This window comes from Chryseobacterium sp. LJ668 (assembly GCF_019613955.1).
In the GTDB taxonomy this organism is placed as follows: domain Bacteria; phylum Bacteroidota; class Bacteroidia; order Flavobacteriales; family Weeksellaceae; genus Chryseobacterium.
This window is the reverse complement of sequence record NZ_CP080443.1, coordinates 2,016,251-2,036,629: the sequence shown is the minus strand read 5'-3', so window position 1 is coordinate 2,036,629 and position 20,379 is coordinate 2,016,251. Positions and strand designations below refer to the sequence as shown.

The window sequence follows — 20,379 nt, the reverse complement described above, 5'->3', positions numbered from 1 at the left end:
AATATTTAAGTAATGCAAAATTACTGGAACCAAGCAATCAGCTTCGAAGAGTACCTTCAAATTGCCAATCAGAGACTCATTAATCCTGAAAACCATAAAGATACTGAGTATAAGCAATATTATGAACTCGGCATCCAGAGAATGGACAGAACGCTGAAAAAGTTTGTCATCGATGAAGAGCAACTGAACGAATTGAGGTCTAAAAATTTTGACGGAAAGATTTTAATTATTTCTGAAGCATGGTGTGGAGATGCAAGCGCTACGGTTCCTGCTTTAGTGAAATTTTTTGAAGGTCAGAATGAAGTGAAAATTTTCCTGAGGGACAGCGACACCAGCTTAATTGATCAATTTTTGACCAATGGAACGCAGTCTATCCCGAAAGTTATTATACTAGATAAAGACTTTAACGTGAAAAATACTTGGGGACCGCGACCAAAATTCGGACACGAGTTGTTGTTAAAATACAAAGCAAATCCTGAAGAATATACGAAAGAATTATTTTACAATGATCTTCAAATCTACTATTCCAGAAACAGAGGAAAAGATTCGATTCAGGAAATTCTAGAATTATTATGAAAAAATTAATCACTTACATCATTATTTTTGTCGTTTTAGGAGCTGTGTTTCTTGTTCCAGGCATTAGAAATTCTCTGAAAGACATGTTTTTCCCGATTGCCACCATAGAAAATGCCGTGCATATTGAAGCAGATGATTACGATATTGATCTTCAGGGAATAAATGTTCCGAGTACCAATATGAAAAACTTCAGGAATAAACCTGTTTTTTTAAATTTTTGGGGTACTTGGTGCCCGCCTTGCAGAAAAGAATGGCCTTCCATCCAAAGACTTTATGATAAAAGAAAAGAAAGCATTGATTTTGTATTGATTGCCATGAAAGATGAAGAACCGGCGGTAAGAAAATTTCTGAAAGAAAATAAGTATACAGTTCCCGTATACATTGCACAAAGCCCTATTTCTGAAAAAATACTTCCTAAAGCTTTCCCCACAACGTTCCTACTCAATGAAAACGGTAGAATTCTCATTAAAGAAGATGCGGCTACAGACTGGGATTCAGAAGCTAAACATCAATTTATTGATAATATCATTAAATAACTTTTAACTTAATTTTATAATTAGTTGGTATAGTATTTGCGAAATTGAAAGGGTTAAAATTATTTTTTAAAATAAACACAAAATGAAATATTCAAAACTCAATTTAGCCAAAGAGGCTATCAGCCACAAAGGCTTTGTAAAAAAAATTCCAGACATCTTCAGAATGGTGAAAATGTGGAGAAAAGGAGCATATCCTATGAGGTCGGTAGACATTATCTTACCATTAATTGGCCTTTTGTATGTGATTTCTCCAATAGATTTCCTGCCTGAGATTGCAGTTCCTGTAATCGGAGTGTTAGATGACTTGGCAGTTTTATCATTAGCTATTCCTAAACTGATTAAGGAAGTTGACAAATTTTTACTTTGGGAAGCCGAACGTAAATACAGCACAAACGACACCAAGATAATTGATGCCGAAATTGTGAAATAAAATTGAAACCATTCATGAAAGGATGGTTTTTTTTATTCGTATGAATCAGAAAATAAATCATCTATATTCATACACATTTCCCAGTTCCCTTTCAAATCCTTAAATTTGCAATTATCTAATAAAAAATAATGGAAAGTAAAAAAGAATTCTTTTTGGAGTGCTACAAACTCGGCATCATCAAATTCGGAAGATTTACACTAAAAAGTGGGATCGAAAGTCCGTTTTATGTAGACTTAAGGCCCTTAGCTTCAGATCCTAAAATTTTGAAAAATTTAGCAAATTACTTATTGGAAATGCTTCCGTTGGATAATTTTGACCTGATCTGTGGAGTTCCTTACGCTGCTCTTCCGATGGCTACTGCAATGTCTCTTGAAAGTTATATTCCATTAATTATTAAAAGAAAAGAAGCCAAAGAATACGGAACCAAAAAAATGATCGAAGGAATTTACCAGAAGGGGCAAAACTGTCTTCTGGTAGAAGATGTGATCACTTCCGGGAAATCTTTAGTAGAAACAATTGCTGAAATTGAGCAGGAAGATCTGAAAGTTGCCGATATTGTTGTCGTTTTAGACAGAGAACAAGGGGGTAAACAGCTTTTAGAAAGTAAAGGATACAGAGTACATACACTTTTTAATATTTCAGAAGTTTGCACCATTCTTCAGGAAGAAGGTGAGCTTTCTGACGATGAAGTGAAGAGAATTCAGGATTTTCTTGCCGGAAATCACATCCAGTTTGAAGAAAAAACTAGACTTTCCTATCAAGAAAAATTTGAAACTGCTCAACATTCTGTTTCAAAAAAATTATTAGAAATTGCTCTGGCAAAAGAATCTAATCTTATTGCATCTGCCGACGTTACCACAACACAGGAATTATTAGAACTGGCGGAAAAAGTAGGTCCGCATATTATCGCTTTAAAAACCCACATAGATATTATTTCTGATTTTGATTATCAGAATACCATCGTTCCACTTAAGGAACTGGCAACAAAACATCAGTTTTTATTGATGGAAGACAGAAAATTTGCCGACATTGGAAATACGCAGGGACTTCAGTTTACAAGCGGGGTTTTCAGAATTACAGATTGGGCAGATTTTGTAACTTCTCAGGTGATCGGAGGATTTGAATCTTTAGACTGTTTCAAAAATGTAGGTGTTGTTGCGATCATCGGAATGTCTTCAAAAGGAACTCTAACGACAAACAGTTACAGAGAAGAAGCTTTAAAAATTGCCCTGTCTCATCCCAATGTGATTGGTGGAGTTTCTCAAAATGCAATTCCGGAAGAGATTTTATTATTTACACCTGGTGTTAATTTAGCAGATTCCGGGGACGGCAAAGGACAACAATACAATACACCGGAACACGTTTTCAAAACTCTGCATACCGATTTTGTCATTGTTGGAAGAGGAATTTATCAGTCTGAGCAACCCGGAGAAGCTGCTGCAACTTACAAAAATGAAGGTTGGAAAGCCTATTTAGATTCTCTAGACAAGAAGATGGTATAACATAAATTCTTCAAAATTATAATCAAAATTACGTTATATTTGGTACTTGTCATCGATATTGAAAAAGTTTAGCATTTGTTTTATTCTGTTTTGGGGAATTGTACAGGTTTCTGCACAAAAAGACAGCATCACTATATCCGCAAAATTATCTCCGGACAGGAAGATACTTGAGGTCAGTCAGGAGATTATCTATCATAATCATTCTGAAAAACCCTTGGACAGTATAAAACTCCTCAACTGGGCAGCTGCTTACAACAAACGCGGAACTTCTCTGGTATACAGAAAACTCGAAGATAGAAACAATGCTCTTCATTTTGCCAAACCTGAAGACCTCGGTAAGATTTTAACTCTAAAAATTGACAGCGATAATAATCAAACTGTTTCTAAAAATGACGCCTCTGAAGAAAATTTATTTTTTGTTCTAAATCAGCCGTTGCGAGCTGGTGAAAGCATTAAATTGCAGCTTCAGTATAAGGTGCAGATTCCTGATAAAAAATTTACAGGCTACGGAACTTCGGAAAACAGCATTGCCTTAAAATATTTCTTTATTGTTCCCGATCACTTCGATCCGAGCAACACTTCTAAAAGAAATTATAACGACATCGAAGAATCCGTAAATTTCAATACCCATTGGAAAATTAATTTTGACGTTCCTGGTAATTTATTTGTAGAAGGAAATCTGCCTCAAGCTAATATCAACTCTTTTAAAGGATATTTAGATTCTGATCCAGAATTTATCATTTCGCAAAATGAGTTCCCAGCGATCAAAATAAATACGGAAGACATTCATACTGAGATCAAATTCGGGTATGCTATCAGCCCGCAGGAAATTCAGAATTTAGAATTTTTCCTTCCGCTTCATCTAAGGTTTATCAAAGAGAAAATAGGTTTTGTACCGGAAAGATTATTTATTTCAGATAAGTTCAGGGCTAAAGAAGATTTTTTTGGGAATAACGACATCAGTTTCTGGAAATTTAAATTCAAACTTTTTACTGATGCCGAAAAGGTAGATCTTGATTATTTTGGAATTATTGCGAAGAAAATTTTAGACGAAAGCATTATTGCCGATAAACAAGACCATCATTGGTTTAAGAACGGACTGAAATCATATTTGGAAAGTCAGTATCTCAAAAAATTCTACGGAGAAGCAAAACTTTTAGGCAATCTACCTGAAACCAGCCTGTTTGGAATAAAACCTTTAAAATGGTTTCATGCTTCAGATGTGAAGTTGCTCGACCGTTACGGTTTGGCTTATCAATACATCATGTCACAGAATCTTGACCAAAAAATTGATGAGCCATTTTCAGCTTTGAGTAATTTTAATGATATGGCTATCAGTAGCTTTGAAATGGGAAGCCTTTTCAGTTTCTCTGCTGATAAAATGGGTGAAGAGAACTTTAATGATTTAGTTAAAAAATATATTGCAGAAAACAAAGATCAGCAGATCAATCCTGAAGAATTTCTAAAACAGCTTTCAGAAAAAGACTCATCTACAGATTATTTAGCGCAGTTTTTGAAACATAAAAACAGGGTTAATTTTAAGCTCAAAAAATTTAAAACAAAAGATGATTCACTACAGATCAGAATTGCAAAAAATACAGATGATGCCATTCCTGCTAAGCTGCAAACCCAAACCAAAGATGGCGAAATAAAATCTTACTGGATAGAAACCGAAAAAAATGAAAGATTAAAAACCGTCAATCTTCCTGCGGAAAACATCTATAAGATCACATTAAATGATGATTATATTTTCCCGGAGGCAAATTATCGTGACAATTTTTTGTACACAAAAGGTTTATTTTCAAATTCAAAAAAAATTAAATTTAAACTGATCAAAGACATCCCCAATCCGGAATTTAATGAAATTTATCTGAATCCCAGGATACGTTTCACCAATACCTATGATAAATTTCTGATCGGTATGAATTTTAAAAATCAGTCCTTGTTTGATCAAAAGTTTTTATATTCTATCACTCCATCTTTCAGTACAGGAACGGGGAAACTCACCGGTTCTGGTTCGGTGGCCTACTCTTTTCTTCCTGCGGAAAGCGTTATCAGAAGTCTGACTTTTGGGGTTTCGGGTTCTTATTTTCATTACGACTATGATTTAGCATACCAAAAAGCTTCACTGTATTCTAATATAAATTTTAGAAAAGACCCACGAAGTACTGTGAGCCGCGGCATCAGCTTTTCCTATAATTATTTTCAGAGGGATCTGAATGCCAAAATGATAGCAGACCGTGATTACGATCAATACAATCTATGGTCATTGGGCTACGGATATGCCGACAATCAGATGATTCATGAGAAAAGCTTCAGTATCAGTACTCAGGCGATGCAGGATTTTAATAAAATCACGGCCGAAGCTTTTTACCGATGGGAATTTGCACCACGGCAGAAATTGAGTTTAAGATTATTTGCAGGATATTTTGCCAGAAATGAAACTCGTAACAACACTTTTGATTACGGAATTTCCAGAGTTTCTGATTACTCTTTTTCTTATAATCTTCTGGGACAAAGTGCAACAGGCGGAATTCTCTCACAGCAATTTGTTTTGGCTGATGGCGGTTTTAAATCTTTTATTCCGGGGACGGTGAATAAATGGATTACCTCATTTAATGTAGATACAAGCGTATGGAAAATTTTCCACATCTATGCTGATGCCGGAATTTATAAAAATAAAAACAATCCTACGCAGTTTATCTGGGACAGCGGCGTAAAAGTAAGACTGATCCCCGATTTTCTTGAGATTTATTTTCCTGTGCAATCATCTTTGGGCTTTGAACCGGGCTTTAAAGATTATGGCAAACGCATCAGATATACTTTAATTCTTAATCTGAGCACTATTATTAATGCTGCGAGAAGAGGTTGGTATTAAACAAAAAAAAGCTGTCGATTGACAGCTCTCTATTCATTTAAATTGAATCTAATCTTTTAAAATTTTCTGAGAAACGGGTTGGTTATTTACGGTTCCTGTCACTATATAATTTCCTTTTTGTAATTCTGCAACATTCAGCGTTTCGTTAGCTTTTACAGAAGTTGTTTTTACCAGCTGACCAGAAAGGGTATATACTTTCAGGTCTTTCACATCAGATCCAAAGACGATCTCATTGTTTTTCACCAATGTATTCTTTATAAAATTGGATCTTACAGAAGTGTTGTATACATCGTTCACCGCTAAAGTTCCGGACTGTGGTGATGCAAGAGAGGCCGTAAAGTCTATACCATTATTATTGGTATCACCGGTGATTCTTGATATTGAATTCAGAATAGTTGGTGACGGAGCCGCACTTGAGCCTTCATATTGATTAGCCGAACCGTAACCTACAAAATCTAAAACATTGGATGCAGTAGGGCCAGTCACCGGTGTTGTGTTACTTGCCAGAGCAACTTTTCCCGAGGTAAGTCCGATTGCTAAGCCTACACCTGCGACAGGGCCACTTCCATCTAAATTAAGTACTACATTGACAATTAAATTAGGATTAAGAAGATTGATAATTCCGCCGCCATCAGAACCTTCCTGAATAAGATAGGTCTGTCCCGGTGGCAAGGTGATACTGGGTAAAGTATGGTATTGGGTAAACGGACCGGTTGCCGAGCCATATTGAATTGTTGCTCCATTAAGCGAAGCTGTTGTGTTCCCAATATTTTTCAATTCGATGAAATCATTTGTTAAGGTAGCTCCTAGAATTCCGCCGCCTGTATAAATTTCATTAATCACAATCTGAGCATCAGAAAATGCTGCTATCGAAACGAGTCCGATAAAAGTAAATACTTTTTTCATAATGGTAATATTTGGTTGATTCGATAAAAAATTAACAAAATTTATACCAAAATATATAAACATATATAATTATAGATAAATTATTATTAATAGTATTTATCTATGAAAAACAAAAAAACCATTTCAGAAAGAAATGGTTTTTGATAAGATATTTATAGAGTAATTAATCCTTTAAAATCTTTTGAGAAACAGGTAGATTATTTATAGTTCCTGTAACGATATAATTTCCTTTTTGTAAATCAGCAACATTTAATGTTTCATTAGATTTTACAGAAGCTGTTTTTACAACCTGACCTGTAAGAGTATAGATTTTAATATCTTTTACATCCGAACCGAAAGTGATTTCTTCGTTTTTAACGAAAGTATTTTTTACAAAGTTTGATTTTGATTTGTTAAGATCTGAAACAGCTAAAGTACCTGAAGGCGTCACTTGAGCCCAAGTTGTTCCTATTCTTAATTCATCAATTTCTACACTTGGAGTCTCTGTAGCACTATCTTGTCTAAACATAAAGCCTGCAATATTCACTAGATCTGTACCTGTATGAGTATCAGTAATAGTTGGTGTAGGTTCAATACTTCCCCCAGTAACTGGATTAACCCATAATTTAACAGTATCATCACTAGTTCCTGTAGCATTAAATGTGTATGCAACCACAATTAGATAAGTTTGATTTACAGCATAGTTGCCAGTCCATGTAGTATTTGCTGCGGTGCCAGTTCGTACTTCTAATCCAAACTGTAAAGTATTATCATCTACTCGCTTGGTCCACAATGACCCTCCAAAATTAGTAGTATTTTGGTTGAAATATGCTAAATACCCGCCATTTGCATCTGTAACTCCTGCCATTGAAATTGGATTTATTAGGAAAGAATAATATACTGTACCGGTGCTAATAGCATTAAGTGTAAGACCTGCATCAATACCTGCACCTGCAAAACTGATCTTATTTCCAGTTGGAGCAGGAAGGGAAGTTGATGACAGATTACCAGAAACAATTGCTATATCATCACCTGTATTAGCGGCTGTCCATCCTGTTTGAGTTTGTAAAGCTGTTCCGCTGTAAGCAAAACCGTCATAATATGGTAAAGTACTTTGAGCCTGCGAAATTGCACTTATCACAAAAACACTTACGATTGTAAAGATTTTTTTCATAACTTAAATTTTATTATTAATAATTTATACCGCAAAATTAAGCCAAATTTTACATTTGAAACAATATTAAGGTTAATTTTTTGTTAATAACACTAAAGTGCCTACTGTTCGCATTTTTTAGCTATTTTTACCACTTATTTTCAAAAACTTGCGGAATTCTATACTGATATTCTTAGTTTTTTTCTTGAGCTTATCCTTGTATAATGCTCAAATTTTCTCGTGGAAAAATCCTAACATTCCTAAAGACAGCTTAAAAAAAGACAGCATACTTGCAGTAAGGCTTGAACAGGACATTTTCGCAAAAGACACAATGGATTTTGTGAAGACCAGCAATAGAATTATCGTAGATGAAGCCGTGCTTGCCAAAAACGACAAAAAAAGGTTTTTAGGTGAATTAAATTCTAAAGGCTCCATTATTAGAGGGATCACTTTTGGTAATAACCAAGGCCAGTCCGTACAGAGTTCAATGGATCTCCAAATTTCCGGAAGGCTTTCTAAAGATGTAACGGTTTTAGCTAGTATTTCAGATCATAATCTACCGATTCAGGCCGATGGATATACACAGACTTTGGAAGAATTTGATAAGATTTACATGCAGCTTAACATCAAAGACAAATCAATTCTGCGAGCCGGGCATTTGGATTTGGTAGATGATAAGAATTATTTTGCGAAATATCAGCGGCGAAGTATGGGGCTTCAGTTTCAGACACAATTCGGGACCGAAAACAAAACTTTTGTGGATGTTTCAATGGGGGTTGCACGAAGTGAATTTCACAGAATACGTTTTCAAGGTGTTGAAGGCAACCAGGGACCTTATCGTCTGACCGGAAAGAACGGCGAACAGTTTATTACTTTGATCTCAGGATCAGAACAGGTTTTCATTGATGGAATTTTGATGAAGCGTGGTGAAAACCAGGATTACATCATCAATTACAACACAGGTGAGGTTACTTTTACCAGTTTCCGACCAATCTTCCAGCAGAATTTTATTACCATTTCTTTTAATTACACCAACCGAAACTATTCAAGATATTTATTTACCGGAAAGCTGGAGCATCAGCGTGAGAAATTCAGAATCGGACTCAACTGGTTTATGGAGAATGACAATAAAAACGCACCTTTAGCATTAAATCTATCTAAAGAAGACGAGCAGATTTTAGCCGACGCCGGAAATGATCTCAATTTGATGTATGCGCCATCCGGAGTAGTTTCAGAATATGATGTCAACAAAATTTTGTACAGCCTTATCCAGGATCCAAATGGCAATTACTATCAGTTTTCGACAGACGTTACTCAAACGTTATACACTGTTTCATTTACTTATTTCGGAGTTAATCTTGGGGATTATAAACTGGTACAGACGACTAATAACGGACGTGTTTTTGAATATGCGGGACCAAATTCCGGAGATTATCGTGCGGTCAGAAAACTGCCTTCACCACAAAAATCCCAGGTCTACACGGTAAATTCTGAATATCTTTTAAAAGATGGAAAAATAGGTGCAGATATTTCATTAAGCAATTACGATCTCAATTTATTTTCGTCAAAAGATTCCGACCAAAACTTGGGGTACGCCGCAAGAATCTTCGGAAATAAGACATTTACAAAAAACAGCTGGAAAGGAACGCCAAGCTTTGAATACCAATACATCGACAAACAATTCCATATTCTTGACCGTATCAATGATGTAGAGTTTTCGAGAGATTTCAACTTAGCTCAGGAGTTTAGCGGCAGAACCCAAAACAGGTTTATTTTTAACTTTTTGAATAAATGGAATAATAAATCAGTTTTAAACTATCGTCTCAACTATCTTGACGAACAGGATTCATATAAAGGAATTAAAAATGATCTGGATTTTGGTTGGATCAAAGGAAAATTCTTCACAAAAGGAAACTTGTCTTACTTGGATACGAACGCAACGTTGCAGGACACAAAATTCATCCGTGGTGGTGTCGCGACAGAATACACCGGCACAAAAGGAAGTTGGGCATTGGGTGGAAGTATGGAGCATAATGAAAAGAAATTTAATGAAACCCAATTGATGGATGTCACCAGTTTCAGCTGGAAAGAATTATTTGTTCAGAAAAAAATCGGTGATAGTACGAGAACCAAGCTTTTGGCTAAAATGTATGTCAGAGATAATGACTCGGTACGCGACAATAGGCTTCAAAATATGAACCGAATCTTAGGCTTCATGGCGGAAAGCCAATTAATTAAAACAGAAAAAACCACTTTGAATGCATTGATTCATTACAGAAAATTCTTCTATAAAAATGAAGATGCGGACATGAATCAGAATAAAGATTTTGTTGTGGGAAACCTACTGTACAATCAACAGTTATTTAAAAACGGAATGCGTCTTCAGGCATTTTACGAATTAGGAAACGGACAGGAGGCACAGCGTGAGTTCCAATACATTAAAGTGACTGACGGACAGGGAGTTTACAAATGGACCGATTACAACGGTGACGGCGTTCAGCAGCTTGACGAATTTGAAATTGCCGAATATTCGGATTTGGCGCAGTATATAAGGATTTACACCAATTCGGTGCGGTATATTCCTTCCAACAAAAATAAATTACAGTTAGCTTTATTCGTCAATCCTGCGATTGTTTTTAATTCTGAAAATAAATTCTTAAAACGTTGGAATTTTAATGTTTCTTTAAATTCTCAAAACTCATATTTTAAAAGAGAAAAAGTTTTAGTTTTAAATCCTTTTGAAAAAAGTGATGATCAGATTCTCAAGAACCAAAATATTTTAGCTTCGGTACAGTTTAATCCAACTGAAAAATCAGGCTGGAACGGAAATTATCGATTCATTTCCAACGACAACCTCATCAATGCCAATTTCAGCAACGAAGAACGGAATCAGACTTCCCATTTCGTGAATCTCGGATATTGGTTTAATAAAGAATTCAGGGTCGATTGGGAAAACTCTGTGCACGATCTGCAAAACTCCTCACAGCTTTTTGCTACGAGAGATTACCGACTGAATAATTTTGAAACAAAGCCGAAAGCAACTTACAAATTTACAGATGCCATACAGGCAGAATTTTCATCTGCTTACCGGGAAAAGAAAAGAGTGGACGGCGAAGAACTTCTGAAAGCTTTTGACATCACCGGAACGCTTCAGTGGGAGCGTAGGAAGACTTCTATCAGAGGAAACTTCTCTTTCATCAACAACAATTTTACCGGGAACAACTTCAGCATCGTAGGAAACCAAATGCTCGACGGTTTGAAGCCAGGGAAAAACCAGGTATGGAGTGTTTTTGTACAGCAGGCAATCAATTCTTTTTTACAATTAAATTTAAATTATGAAGGAAGAAATTCTGGTGACCGTACAATTCACATTGGAAGCATGCAGGTGAAAGCTAGTTTCTAAATAGGTTAGATGTTACATGTCAGATACATAATTACTCATTATTAATATTTTCCTATATTTGTTGTAATAAACACGGGGTGCCGCAAGGCTGAGATTATACCCGATGACCTGATTTGGATAATGCCAACGTAGGGATGTCTGCTTAAAATATTTTCATTTTATGCTTTATTCGTTCGCATGCCTATCTGTGGTCTGAACTGAATAAATCAACATAAAATAAAATGGAAGTAACAAAGTATTCCGGAGAACTTATCCCCCAACAAGACAAAAACTGGCAAGGAAGACCCGAGTGGTTTTTCAACCGAGAACATACCGACACCTACGAATTGTGGTATGAAGGTCGTTACAAACGTGCCGAAATCTGGCAGAAAAAAGTAATGGAACAGCTAGTTTCCAAAGATCAAAGAATAAAAACACTGTTAGAATTCGGCTGTGGCACTACCCGATTTACCCGCTGGTGGAAAAATATTGGTATTGAAGCAACCGGTGGAGATATTTCGCCGTTGATGCTGTCACAGGCAATTCATCTTTTTGATGGTGATTTGGTGATGGCAGATTCACACTTTATGCCTTTTAAAGATCATTCTTTCGATTCACTGGCATTTATCACAACGTTTGAATATTACAAAGATCCTGTAAAAGTCATTCGTGAAGCAGCTCGTGTTGCCAAATACGGAATTGCAATGGGAATGATGAACAGAAACTCTCCGAAGGTTGCAAGGAGAAGAGCACAGCAGCTGTTTGGAAAAAACCCATTCTATGTGACAGCAACTTTTTACACTCCGAAAATGCTAACCAAGATTATTGAAAAAGCTTTGGTCGGAAGAAAATATACGGTTGAATGGACATGTACTGGGCTTCCAAAATGGTTTCCTTTACAACAATGGAATGTTCCGGTCGGCGATTTCTTTGGTTTATACATTCAGCTAAATGATGTGGAATGAGTGAAATATTAGGGAAAATAAATCATTCTCAATTTGAAGATTTTCTAAAACATCGATGCGGAAAAGATCGTGAGGAAGTACGTGTAGGTCCTGAATTTGGCGTAGACGTTTCTGTAGTCGATTTGGATGGCGAAAAAGCGATGGCTTTAACGAGCGATCCGCTGTCTTTGATTCCGTCTTTGGGTTTGGAAGAATCGGCTTGGCTATCGGTTCATCTGATGGCGAATGATATGGCGACGACAGGTTTCGCACCGATGTTCGGACAGTTCGTTTTAAATCTTCCGGCAAACCTATCTAAAAATGATTTTGAAATTTACTGGAATTACATCCATCAATTCTGCAAAGAAATTGGTGTAACCATCACCGGCGGACATACCGGATTTATCGAAGGACAAAATTCTACCATGGCAGGCGGCGGAACTTTGATTACTATTGCTCCAAAAGAAAAAATTCTAGTTTCAAAATACGCAAAACCTGGCGATACAATTTTAGTAACCAAAACAAGCGCACTTTCATCTGCAGCAATTCTCGCGATGAGTTTTCCAGAAACCGTTAAAAATAAGATCGGAAAAGAATTTTACTATTCAGCTTCAGCTTCGTTTTATGAAACCTCATCTTTAAAAGACGCTTTGGCCGCAGTGCAAATTGAAAACTCAGGCGTGACAGCGATGCACGATGTGACAGAAGGCGGTGTTTTAGGAGCGATTTACGAATTGGCGGTTGCATCAGGAAATGGTGCCGAAGTTTTTAATGAAAAACTACCGATTGGCGATGTACAGTCAGCAGTTTGCAATCTGTTTTCTTTGGATCCAAGATATTGCATTGGTGCGGGTTCGATGATTATTACTTGTAAAAAAGATAAGGCTTCGGAAATCATTTCAAGATTAGAATTAAATCATGTTCCGTGCACACAAGTTGGAACCATTACCGAAAAATCTAGTGGGATCAAATTAATTGAAAACGCAAAAGCAAATGATTTACTGTACTTCGAAGAAGATCCTTACTGGAAAGCTTTCTTTAACGCTTATAAAAACGGTTGGAAATAATGAAAAAGAAAACCATAGAATCGGGAATCTATTTGATTATTGATCCTTCGATAGAAGAGAAAATTCTTTTTTCTAAATTAAATTTAATTGTGAAAGAAAAAATATCGGCTATTCAGATTTGGGATAATTTTAATGAAGATCAAAATATTGAAAAAATTCTTTTAAAAATTCATGAAATAATTTCAGTAAACAATATTCCGTTGATTATCAATAACCGCTGGGAATATTTAAAGCCAATTTCTTTGGATGGAGTTCATTTTAATGAAATCCCTGAAAATATTGATGAAATTAAAAAAGAAATAAACCGTGATTTCATCGTTGGAATTACCTGCAACAATGATCTTTCAACCATCGAATATGCTGAAAAACATCGGTTCAATTATATTTCTTTCTGCTCGATGTTTCCATCAAAAACAGTCAACAGTTGTGAATTGGTCGACTTTGAAACCGTTCAGATAGCGAAAAGCATTTTTAGCGGAAAAATTTTCTTAGCCGGTGGAATTGATTTAAATAATATTAAAAATTTAAATCATTTAAATTATGACGGAATAGCGGTTGTCTCAGGAATTATGAGTGCAGAAAATCCGTCAGAAACTATTAATAATTACCATCAAAAAATTAAGCAATGACAATAAAAACCATAGAAAAATTATGCTGTCCGTTTGACATATCAGATTTAAATTTAACCATCATTTCACAGGATAAAACAGAAAATATTATAGAAGGATTACTGATCTGTGACACTTGCAAAAGAATCTACCCGATCATCAGCGGAATCCCCATCATGTCACCCGATGAATACCGTGAATTTAAGTTTGAACAACCCATTTTAGAACGCTGGAAGAAATATTTGGAAGATAAAAAAGTGGAGAATTTCAGACTGATTTCGTAACAATAACAGCAATAGATAATTTCAAAATGTCAAAAGTTTAGAATTTCGTAAATTTGCGCCATGATAAAAATTGGCAACATAGAACTGCCGGAATTTCCGCTTTTGCTCGCTCCGATGGAAGATGTGAGTGATCCACCGTACAGAAGATTGTGCAAATTGCACGGCGCAGATATGATGTATTCAGAATTTATTTCTTCTGAAGGCCTGATCCGTGATGCGATAAAAAGCAGAAAGAAGCTGGATATCTTCGATTACGAAAGACCTGTAGGAATTCAAATTTTTGGCGGTGATGAAGAAGCAATGGCGATGTCAGCAAGAATCGTGGAAACCGTAAACCCTGATTTGGTTGACATTAATTTTGGTTGTCCGGTAAAAAAAGTGGTTTGCAAAGGAGCCGGTGCCGGAGTTTTGAAAGATGTGGATATGATGGTTCGTCTCACGAAAGCTGTTGTAAACTCTACAAGTCTTCCAGTAACGGTAAAAACCCGTTTGGGATGGGACAGCAATTCAATCAACATTGATGAAGTGGCCGAACGTCTTCAGGAAACTGGAATCAAAGCATTGACGATTCATGCAAGAACGCGTGGACAAATGTATAAAGGTGAGGCCGACTGGGAACACATCTCAAGAATCAAACAAAACCCGAATATCGAAATTCCTATTTTTGGAAACGGTGATATCGATTCGCCCGAAAAAGCTTTAGAATATAAAAATAAATATGCGTGCGACGGAATAATGATTGGTCGTGCCGCAATCGGTTATCCGTGGATTTTTAATGAAATCAAACATTTCTTTGCAACAGGAGAACATCTTGATGCTCCTACAATTTCAGACCGACTTTTAGCGGTTCGTCAGCATGCAGAATGGAGCGCAGAATGGAAAGGTGAAAAATTGGGATTAATTGAAATGAGACAGCATTATAGCAATTATTTCAGAGGAATTCCTCATTTCAAGGACTTCAGAAGAAAGTTTCTGGAAGTATATTCTTTGGAAGAAATGGATGAGGTGATCAAGGAAACTGAAGGGTTTTACGCGGAATATCAGGTCCAGGTTTAATATTCAGTTTTAGGTAAAGATTATTTTTATACTGAAGTGCATATGATTCTTAATGTTTCAAATTTACATAAAACAAAACCCATCAAAAATTTGATGGGTTTATTATTTCTATTATACTTGAAAAAAGAAATCACTTTTTGATATCAGTTTTCACGTCTTGATATGTTTTTTCTACAGCTTTTGCGCCTTTTTTACTTTTATCACCTACCCAATTGGCGCCTTTTTTCACCCCTTTTTCTGTAGCTTTGGCTCCTTTTTTTACGGTATTACCCGTCCATTTTGCTCCTTGCTGAACACCTTTTTTAGTTGCGTCGGCTCCTTTTTTAACAGCATTTTCTACAGCTTGAGCGTCTTTTTTCACTGTTTGTTTTACAGTCTGTTTTTCTTGTGCATTGGCAGATAACATAATCAATAAAATTGTCAGAATTGAAATTGTTTTTTTCATTGTATTTAAAAATTAAGATTAAAATTACTACTTTATTTTACTTAAAATCAAATTTTTTCAGGTTTGTTTTCCGGAAGGATCAGGTTCTTGAGGTTTCGTTATTGGTTGAAATAAGAATACTTAAAACTGTTTCAGCGTTTCCACCGGGAGGTTGAATAAAGTTGTCAGAAAATATATAGAAACACAAAACCCATCAGAATTTGATGGGTTTGTTTATTTTAATATGTTTCCGAAGAAGATTCATTTTTAAGTAAAGCTAATGCTGAAGAAGTTCCTATCCTTTTGACACCAAGACTGACCATCTTTTCGGCGTCTTCGGGAGTTCGTACACCACCTGCTGCTTTTACGGAAAGTTTACCAGCATTATCGATCATGATCTTAATACCTTCAAACGTGGCACCGTTTGGTTTTCCGTCTCTGGTTTCGTAAAAACCCGTTGATGATTTTATAAAAATTTTAGATAAATCATTCTCAGAAAAATTTTCTTCTGCCCAATTGGAAATGTGCTTCGTGAGATCCGCGATTTGCTGGTCGGTGAGAGCGGCAATTTCGATAATCCATTTCGCAACTTTATGATTTTCGATGCATACTTGTGTGCACGTTAGAAATTCTTCTCCTACATATTCCAGATTTCCTTTTAAATATTCAGAATAATTGATCACGAAATCTAATTCATCGGCGCCGTCTTCTATTGCTTGTATCGCTTCTGCCAACTTTTCTCTGACTGAATAAGTTCCTTCATGAAAACCGATGACTGTTCCTACCAAAACATCAGAATTTTGCTCATCAATATATTTCTTAACTTCAGAAACATAATCCGGACGGATCATTACGGCATACAATTGATAATCAATAGCTTCCTGCGCAAGATCTTTCACTTTTTTAAGAGTTTCTATATCAGAAATCCCGGTTTGTGAAGGTGTCTTTAAATATGTTGAATCTAAATACTGGGCAATATTCATTACAAATTATACTTTGAGTTGTCGGTAGATACCTTGCTCCAAAGATATAAAAGTTTCAGTTCTTGTTACGCCTTTCATTTTTTGAAGCTTGTTTAAAATCTCCATCAGATGGTCGTTATCTTTACAAAGCACTTTAAGGAAAATCGTATAGTTCCCTGTTGTATAATGTGCTTCTACCACTTCATTTACTTCTTTCAGTGATTTTACAACTTCCGGATAATGACTTGGCTGATCGAGAAACATCCCAATATACGATACTACTTTGTATCCTATTTTTCTAGGGTTTAGGAACGAAATAGAGTTTTCTATAACTCCTGCATGTTCTAATTTTTTAATTCTTTGATGCACAGCTGTGGTTGAGATCCCTACTTGCTTGGAAATAAATGCTAATGAACTTTTTGCGTTATCCATCAACATATAGATTATTTCTTTATCCAAAGGGTCTAAATGATAGCTTGTACTGGTTGAGTTTTTCATTTTAGATTATTACTTTTATATTGTCATTTACTTTTTTAATACTACAAAAACAGGAAAATGATCACTGTAACCACCCAAATAACGGGTTCCTGCAAAGGTCCTGAAAGGTCTGTCTGTAAACATTTTATGTCTGCTTCTCAATTTTTCGGGTTTAAAGATTTTAGCATCATAAAATGATAAAGACCCATTATTATCATCAAAAAAAGACTGCGATAATAAAATCTGATCAAATAAAAGACCCGATTTATAATGAAAAGCTGAATAATTTTGAGTCGAATAGAGCTCCTGAAAAGGATTGACCAATATTTTCTGATGGGTATCATCGAAAAGGATTTTCACCAAATTTTCGTCATCCGGATTCTCGTTAAAATCACCGCACAGAATAACATTTTCTTTTTCCACATTCACAATTTGGAGAATTCTGTTTCTGATCTCATTCAAAATATATTCCCTTTTTGGCTGATTGATATCTTTTTCACGTTTTGATGGCAAATGCGCTACAAAAACATTGATGATCTCCTCCTTATATTTTACTTTAGAAAACAATACATCTCTTGTTGTATCGTAATTTTCAGGGTTTTTATCGACGATTTCAAAGAAAAAAGTGATGGCTTCAGAATCTATGATTTCAACCTTCGACTTATCGTAAAGTAAGGCTACATCTACCTTTCTTTCGTCCATAGAATTGTAATGCACGATTCCGTACTGTGAATTAAATGGGCTCATTTTCACAAGATCTTCCAAAACCTTTCTTCCTGAAATTTCAGAAAGCCCAATCAAACATGGTAAAATACCTGTCTCTTCTTTCATTAGTTGAAAAACATGAGAAATTTTGAAAAGCTTATCCCTGTATTTTCTATCATCCCAGTTTTTGAGCCCCGATGTTGTGGGATCGAGCCTGTGATTAGGCGGCGGATCTGGCAAAAATAGATTTTCTACATTATAAAAAGCAAACAATTCCATCTACACGTTTTTCTATGGGCAACTCTTAAAAACTCAAATTTTAAATTCAGACTGTAAATTTATTGTTTTTTTAAGTATCATACCATATTTCATAATTAAATTTTCATCCATATGCAATAAAATTTAACATAATCGCAAGCTTGTTAATTTATTATCATCAAAATTTTAAATAATTCATGAATATAATCATAAAAATTCTTATCTCAGAAACAAAAAACCAGCCAAAATGTTGTTAAAAATCGCTAATTAGGTTTTTATTGATAAAAATGTAATTGAAACCGATCTTATTTAAGTAAATCCGGACGTTTTTGTTGTGTAATTCTTACCGCCTCTTCATGTCTCCATTCTTCAATTTTAGCAGAATTTCCGCTCAATAAAATTTTAGGCACGTCTAATCCTTTATAAGATTCGGGTCTTGTGAAAATAGGAGGTGACAAAAGATCATCCTGAAAGCTGTCGGTCAATGCACTCTGCTCATCATTCAAAACTCCCGGAACGAGACGGATGATAGAATCTGCCAGAACACAGGCTGCCAATTCGCCACCTGTTAGTACAAAATCTCCGATGGAAATTTCTTTAGTAATATGAAGATCACGAACTCTCTGATCTATACCTTTGTAATGGCCACAAAGGAAAATCAGGTTATTTTTTATAGATAGAGAATTGGATATTTTCTGATTCAGTGTTTCGCCATCGGGTGTCAGATAAACAATTTCATCATAATCTCTTTGAGATTTAAGCTCAGAAATACATTTATCCAGAGGTTCGATCATCATGACCATTCCGGCACCGCCGCCATAAGGCTCGTCATCAATCTGTCTGTGTTTGTTGATCGACCAATCTCTCAACTGATGAAAATGTACTTCTACCAAACCTTTATCAACTGCTCTCTTCAAAATAGAAGTTCTGAACGGACTCTCCATCAATTCTGGAAGTACGCTTATTATATCAATTCTCATTGCTGCGTGTTATTTTTTTTACTTGGGGAAATGATCAGACGTAAGGACGAATCTTTGTTAAAATAGCTCCACATCCAGTTAAAAAATATGGCCAGTTTATTTCGTACGCTCAAAATAAGCATTAAATGTAAAAACATCCAAAAGTACCATGCCAAAAACCCCTGAAATTTAATGAAGGGTAAATCGACAACAGCCCTGTGTTTTCCGATGGTGGCTAAAGAACCCTGATCTTTGTATTCATACTCGGCCCACTTATCTACATTTTTCTTCAGGAAATTTTTGCCTAGATTTTTTGCCTGGTTGATGGCCACATTAGCAACCTGCGGATGACCTTGAGGATATTTAGGAGTTTCCATGTATGCGATATCACCAATCGCATATATATTTTCATAACCTTTAATTTTATTAAACCTGTCAACAATATATCGGTTTCTGATCAGCTTTTCTGAAGGAAAACCGTCAACCACATTTCCTATAACTCCGGCAGCCCAGATTACATTGTTTGAAGGAATCTGTTTTCCGCTTTTCAAAAATACTTTATCCCCGTCATAGTCTGTCACAACTTCTCCGCTCATAAAATCTACACCAAGCTCCTTCAGATATTTTTCAGATTGCTGCTGCGCTTCGGGGCTCATCACTGCCAAAGGCTTTTCTGTAGAGCTGACCAGAATGATTTTTAGATTATTAAAATTCATATACGGATAATCGCGGGGAAGAATTTCTTTTTTCATTTCCGAAAATGCTCCTGCTAATTCTACTCCAGTCGGCCCGCTTCCTACAATAACGATGTTCCAATTTCCATCATCGCTCCGGCTTTTTTCAAGAATCAGCCTTTCAAAAGTCATTAGGATATTATTTCTGATCCCGATGGCTTCCTGGGTGTTTTTCATCCCAAAAGCTTTACTTTCCAAATCTTTATTACCGAAAAAATTAGTTTTACAACCCGTCGCAATAATCAGCCTGTCATATGTAAAATCTGCTCCGTCAGTAATCACTTTATTTTGCGAGGGAATAATCTCCTTAACATCTGTGAGACGAAACTGTGTATTTCTTGATTGCTGAAAAATCTTACGGAAGGGAAATGAAATATTGGAAGGCTCTATTCTTCCACATGCCACCTGATAGAATAGCGGCTGAAACATGTGGTGGTTTACTTTATCAAGAACAATTACTTTTTTATTTTGATTGTTTAATGTTTTCGCAAGCTGCAGCCCCGCAAAGCCTCCTCCGATGATGATGATCTTTTCGCGTGTTTCCATAGTACACAAATTT

General features: G+C 35.8%; 19 protein-coding genes and 1 riboswitch. Of the genes, 11 read left to right on the top strand and 8 right to left on the bottom strand.

All coding sequences use genetic code 11. From position 1 onward, the window contains the following. Positions 1–12 precede the first annotated feature (12 nt). The 5 genes from K0U91_RS09505 (at position 13) to K0U91_RS09485 (ending at position 5,922) form a co-directional block, all read left to right on the top strand. Positions 13–576, top strand: coding sequence for a thioredoxin family protein (locus K0U91_RS09505; RefSeq protein WP_220180545.1), 564 nt, complete (start codon positions 13–15; stop codon positions 574–576). Beyond that, positions 573–1,112, top strand: a complete 540-nt coding sequence (locus tag K0U91_RS09500; RefSeq protein ID WP_219970468.1) for a TlpA family protein disulfide reductase — start codon at positions 573–575, stop codon at positions 1,110–1,112. The genes K0U91_RS09505 and K0U91_RS09500 overlap by 4 nt, the downstream gene beginning before the upstream one ends. 82 nt (positions 1,113–1,194) lie before the next feature. Then, positions 1,195–1,542, top strand: coding sequence for a YkvA family protein (locus K0U91_RS09495; RefSeq protein ID WP_219970467.1), 348 nt, complete (start codon positions 1,195–1,197; stop codon positions 1,540–1,542). Between the two features lie 128 nt (positions 1,543–1,670). Next, on the top strand, positions 1,671–3,044 hold the full coding sequence (pyrF, locus tag K0U91_RS09490; RefSeq protein ID WP_220180546.1) for an orotidine-5'-phosphate decarboxylase: 1,374 nt from the start codon (positions 1,671–1,673) through the stop codon (positions 3,042–3,044). A gap of 58 nt (positions 3,045–3,102) precedes the next feature. Next, complete coding sequence (locus K0U91_RS09485) at positions 3,103–5,922, top strand: aminopeptidase (protein WP_258561916.1); 2,820 nt, start codon at positions 3,103–3,105, stop codon at positions 5,920–5,922. A 48-nt stretch (positions 5,923–5,970) separates the two neighbouring features. Here K0U91_RS09485 and K0U91_RS09480 read toward each other — a convergent pair whose 3' ends face one another. Next, a complete protein-coding gene (locus tag K0U91_RS09480; RefSeq protein WP_219970465.1) occupies positions 5,971–6,828 on the bottom strand; it encodes a lamin tail domain-containing protein in 858 nt (285 codons plus the stop codon). Positions 6,829–6,991: 163 nt separating this feature from the next. Continuing rightward, positions 6,992–7,981, bottom strand: a complete 990-nt coding sequence (locus tag K0U91_RS09475; protein WP_258319621.1) for a T9SS type A sorting domain-containing protein — start codon at positions 7,979–7,981, stop codon at positions 6,992–6,994. A 196-nt stretch (positions 7,982–8,177) separates the two neighbouring features. Here K0U91_RS09475 and K0U91_RS09470 point away from each other — a divergent pair, with 196 nt between their 5' ends. The 6 genes from K0U91_RS09470 to dusB all read left to right on the top strand — a co-directional run bounded on the left by K0U91_RS09470 (position 8,178) and on the right by dusB (position 15,301). Beyond that, complete coding sequence (locus tag K0U91_RS09470; RefSeq protein WP_220180608.1) at positions 8,178–11,363, top strand: hypothetical protein; 3,186 nt, start codon at positions 8,178–8,180, stop codon at positions 11,361–11,363. 63 nt (positions 11,364–11,426) lie between these two features. Next, a riboswitch (TPP riboswitch) is annotated at positions 11,427–11,515 on the top strand. A 69-nt stretch (positions 11,516–11,584) separates the two neighbouring features. Then, positions 11,585–12,307 carry a class I SAM-dependent methyltransferase gene (locus K0U91_RS09465; RefSeq protein WP_220180547.1) on the top strand — a complete coding sequence of 241 codons (723 nt, stop codon included), beginning with the start codon at positions 11,585–11,587 and terminating at the stop codon, positions 12,305–12,307. Continuing rightward, the gene (locus K0U91_RS09460; protein WP_220180548.1) at positions 12,304–13,353 is read left to right on the top strand and encodes an AIR synthase family protein; all 1,050 of its coding nucleotides are present in this window, start codon (positions 12,304–12,306) and stop codon (positions 13,351–13,353) included. Before K0U91_RS09465 ends, K0U91_RS09460 begins: the two co-directional genes overlap by 4 nt. Further along, the gene (locus K0U91_RS09455; protein WP_220180549.1) at positions 13,353–13,982 is read left to right on the top strand and encodes a thiamine phosphate synthase; all 630 of its coding nucleotides are present in this window, start codon (positions 13,353–13,355) and stop codon (positions 13,980–13,982) included. The genes K0U91_RS09460 and K0U91_RS09455 overlap by 1 nt, the downstream gene beginning before the upstream one ends. Then, positions 13,979–14,245, top strand: a complete 267-nt coding sequence (locus K0U91_RS09450) for a Trm112 family protein (protein ID WP_220180550.1) — start codon at positions 13,979–13,981, stop codon at positions 14,243–14,245. The genes K0U91_RS09455 and K0U91_RS09450 overlap by 4 nt, the downstream gene beginning before the upstream one ends. A gap of 60 nt (positions 14,246–14,305) precedes the next feature. Further along, entirely contained in the window at positions 14,306–15,301 is a 996-nt protein-coding gene (gene dusB / locus K0U91_RS09445) for a tRNA dihydrouridine synthase DusB (RefSeq protein ID WP_219970462.1), read from the top strand. Between the two features lie 130 nt (positions 15,302–15,431). Here the strand turns inward: dusB and K0U91_RS09440 are convergent, their stop codons facing one another. The 6 genes from K0U91_RS09440 to K0U91_RS09415 form a co-directional block, all read right to left on the bottom strand. Continuing rightward, complete coding sequence (locus K0U91_RS09440; RefSeq protein WP_220180551.1) at positions 15,432–15,746, bottom strand: hypothetical protein; 315 nt, start codon at positions 15,744–15,746, stop codon at positions 15,432–15,434. Between the two features lie 218 nt (positions 15,747–15,964). Further along, positions 15,965–16,708, bottom strand: coding sequence for a deoxyribose-phosphate aldolase (gene deoC, locus K0U91_RS09435; RefSeq protein WP_220180552.1), 744 nt, complete (start codon positions 16,706–16,708; stop codon positions 15,965–15,967). 6 nt (positions 16,709–16,714) lie between these two features. Then, on the bottom strand, positions 16,715–17,185 hold the full coding sequence (locus K0U91_RS09430) for an Lrp/AsnC ligand binding domain-containing protein (protein ID WP_219970459.1): 471 nt from the start codon (positions 17,183–17,185) through the stop codon (positions 16,715–16,717). Between the two features lie 27 nt (positions 17,186–17,212). Continuing rightward, the gene (locus K0U91_RS09425) at positions 17,213–18,148 is read right to left on the bottom strand and encodes an endonuclease/exonuclease/phosphatase family protein (protein WP_220180553.1); all 936 of its coding nucleotides are present in this window, start codon (positions 18,146–18,148) and stop codon (positions 17,213–17,215) included. 284 nt (positions 18,149–18,432) lie between these two features. Then, positions 18,433–19,107, bottom strand: a complete 675-nt coding sequence (gene trmD / locus K0U91_RS09420; RefSeq protein WP_220180554.1) for a tRNA (guanosine(37)-N1)-methyltransferase TrmD — start codon at positions 19,105–19,107, stop codon at positions 18,433–18,435. Continuing rightward, positions 19,104–20,366, bottom strand: a complete 1,263-nt coding sequence (locus K0U91_RS09415) for an NAD(P)/FAD-dependent oxidoreductase (protein WP_220180555.1) — start codon at positions 20,364–20,366, stop codon at positions 19,104–19,106. Before K0U91_RS09415 ends, trmD begins: the two co-directional genes overlap by 4 nt. Positions 20,367–20,379 lie beyond the last annotated feature (13 nt).

Coding starts and splice junctions, on each gene's coding strand:
- K0U91_RS09425 (WP_220180553.1), bottom strand. CDS start 18,148: ATGGAATTGTTTGCTTTTTATAATGTAGAAAATCTATTTTTGCCAGAT.
- deoC (WP_220180552.1), bottom strand. CDS start 16,708: ATGAATATTGCCCAGTATTTAGATTCAACATATTTAAAGACACCTTCA.
- dusB (WP_219970462.1), top strand. CDS start 14,306: ATGATAAAAATTGGCAACATAGAACTGCCGGAATTTCCGCTTTTGCTC.
- K0U91_RS09460 (WP_220180548.1), top strand. CDS start 12,304: ATGAGTGAAATATTAGGGAAAATAAATCATTCTCAATTTGAAGATTTT.
- trmD (WP_220180554.1), bottom strand. CDS start 19,107: ATGAGAATTGATATAATAAGCGTACTTCCAGAATTGATGGAGAGTCCG.
- K0U91_RS09465 (WP_220180547.1), top strand. CDS start 11,585: ATGGAAGTAACAAAGTATTCCGGAGAACTTATCCCCCAACAAGACAAA.
- K0U91_RS09480 (WP_219970465.1), bottom strand. CDS start 6,828: ATGAAAAAAGTATTTACTTTTATCGGACTCGTTTCGATAGCAGCATTT.
- K0U91_RS09500 (WP_219970468.1), top strand. CDS start 573: ATGAAAAAATTAATCACTTACATCATTATTTTTGTCGTTTTAGGAGCT.
- K0U91_RS09455 (WP_220180549.1), top strand. CDS start 13,353: ATGAAAAAGAAAACCATAGAATCGGGAATCTATTTGATTATTGATCCT.
- K0U91_RS09475 (WP_258319621.1), bottom strand. CDS start 7,981: ATGAAAAAAATCTTTACAATCGTAAGTGTTTTTGTGATAAGTGCAATT.
- pyrF (WP_220180546.1), top strand. CDS start 1,671: ATGGAAAGTAAAAAAGAATTCTTTTTGGAGTGCTACAAACTCGGCATC.
- K0U91_RS09430 (WP_219970459.1), bottom strand. CDS start 17,185: ATGAAAAACTCAACCAGTACAAGCTATCATTTAGACCCTTTGGATAAA.
- K0U91_RS09415 (WP_220180555.1), bottom strand. CDS start 20,366: ATGGAAACACGCGAAAAGATCATCATCATCGGAGGAGGCTTTGCGGGG.
- K0U91_RS09505 (WP_220180545.1), top strand. CDS start 13: ATGCAAAATTACTGGAACCAAGCAATCAGCTTCGAAGAGTACCTTCAA.
- K0U91_RS09450 (WP_220180550.1), top strand. CDS start 13,979: ATGACAATAAAAACCATAGAAAAATTATGCTGTCCGTTTGACATATCA.
- K0U91_RS09495 (WP_219970467.1), top strand. CDS start 1,195: ATGAAATATTCAAAACTCAATTTAGCCAAAGAGGCTATCAGCCACAAA.
- K0U91_RS09440 (WP_220180551.1), bottom strand. CDS start 15,746: ATGAAAAAAACAATTTCAATTCTGACAATTTTATTGATTATGTTATCT.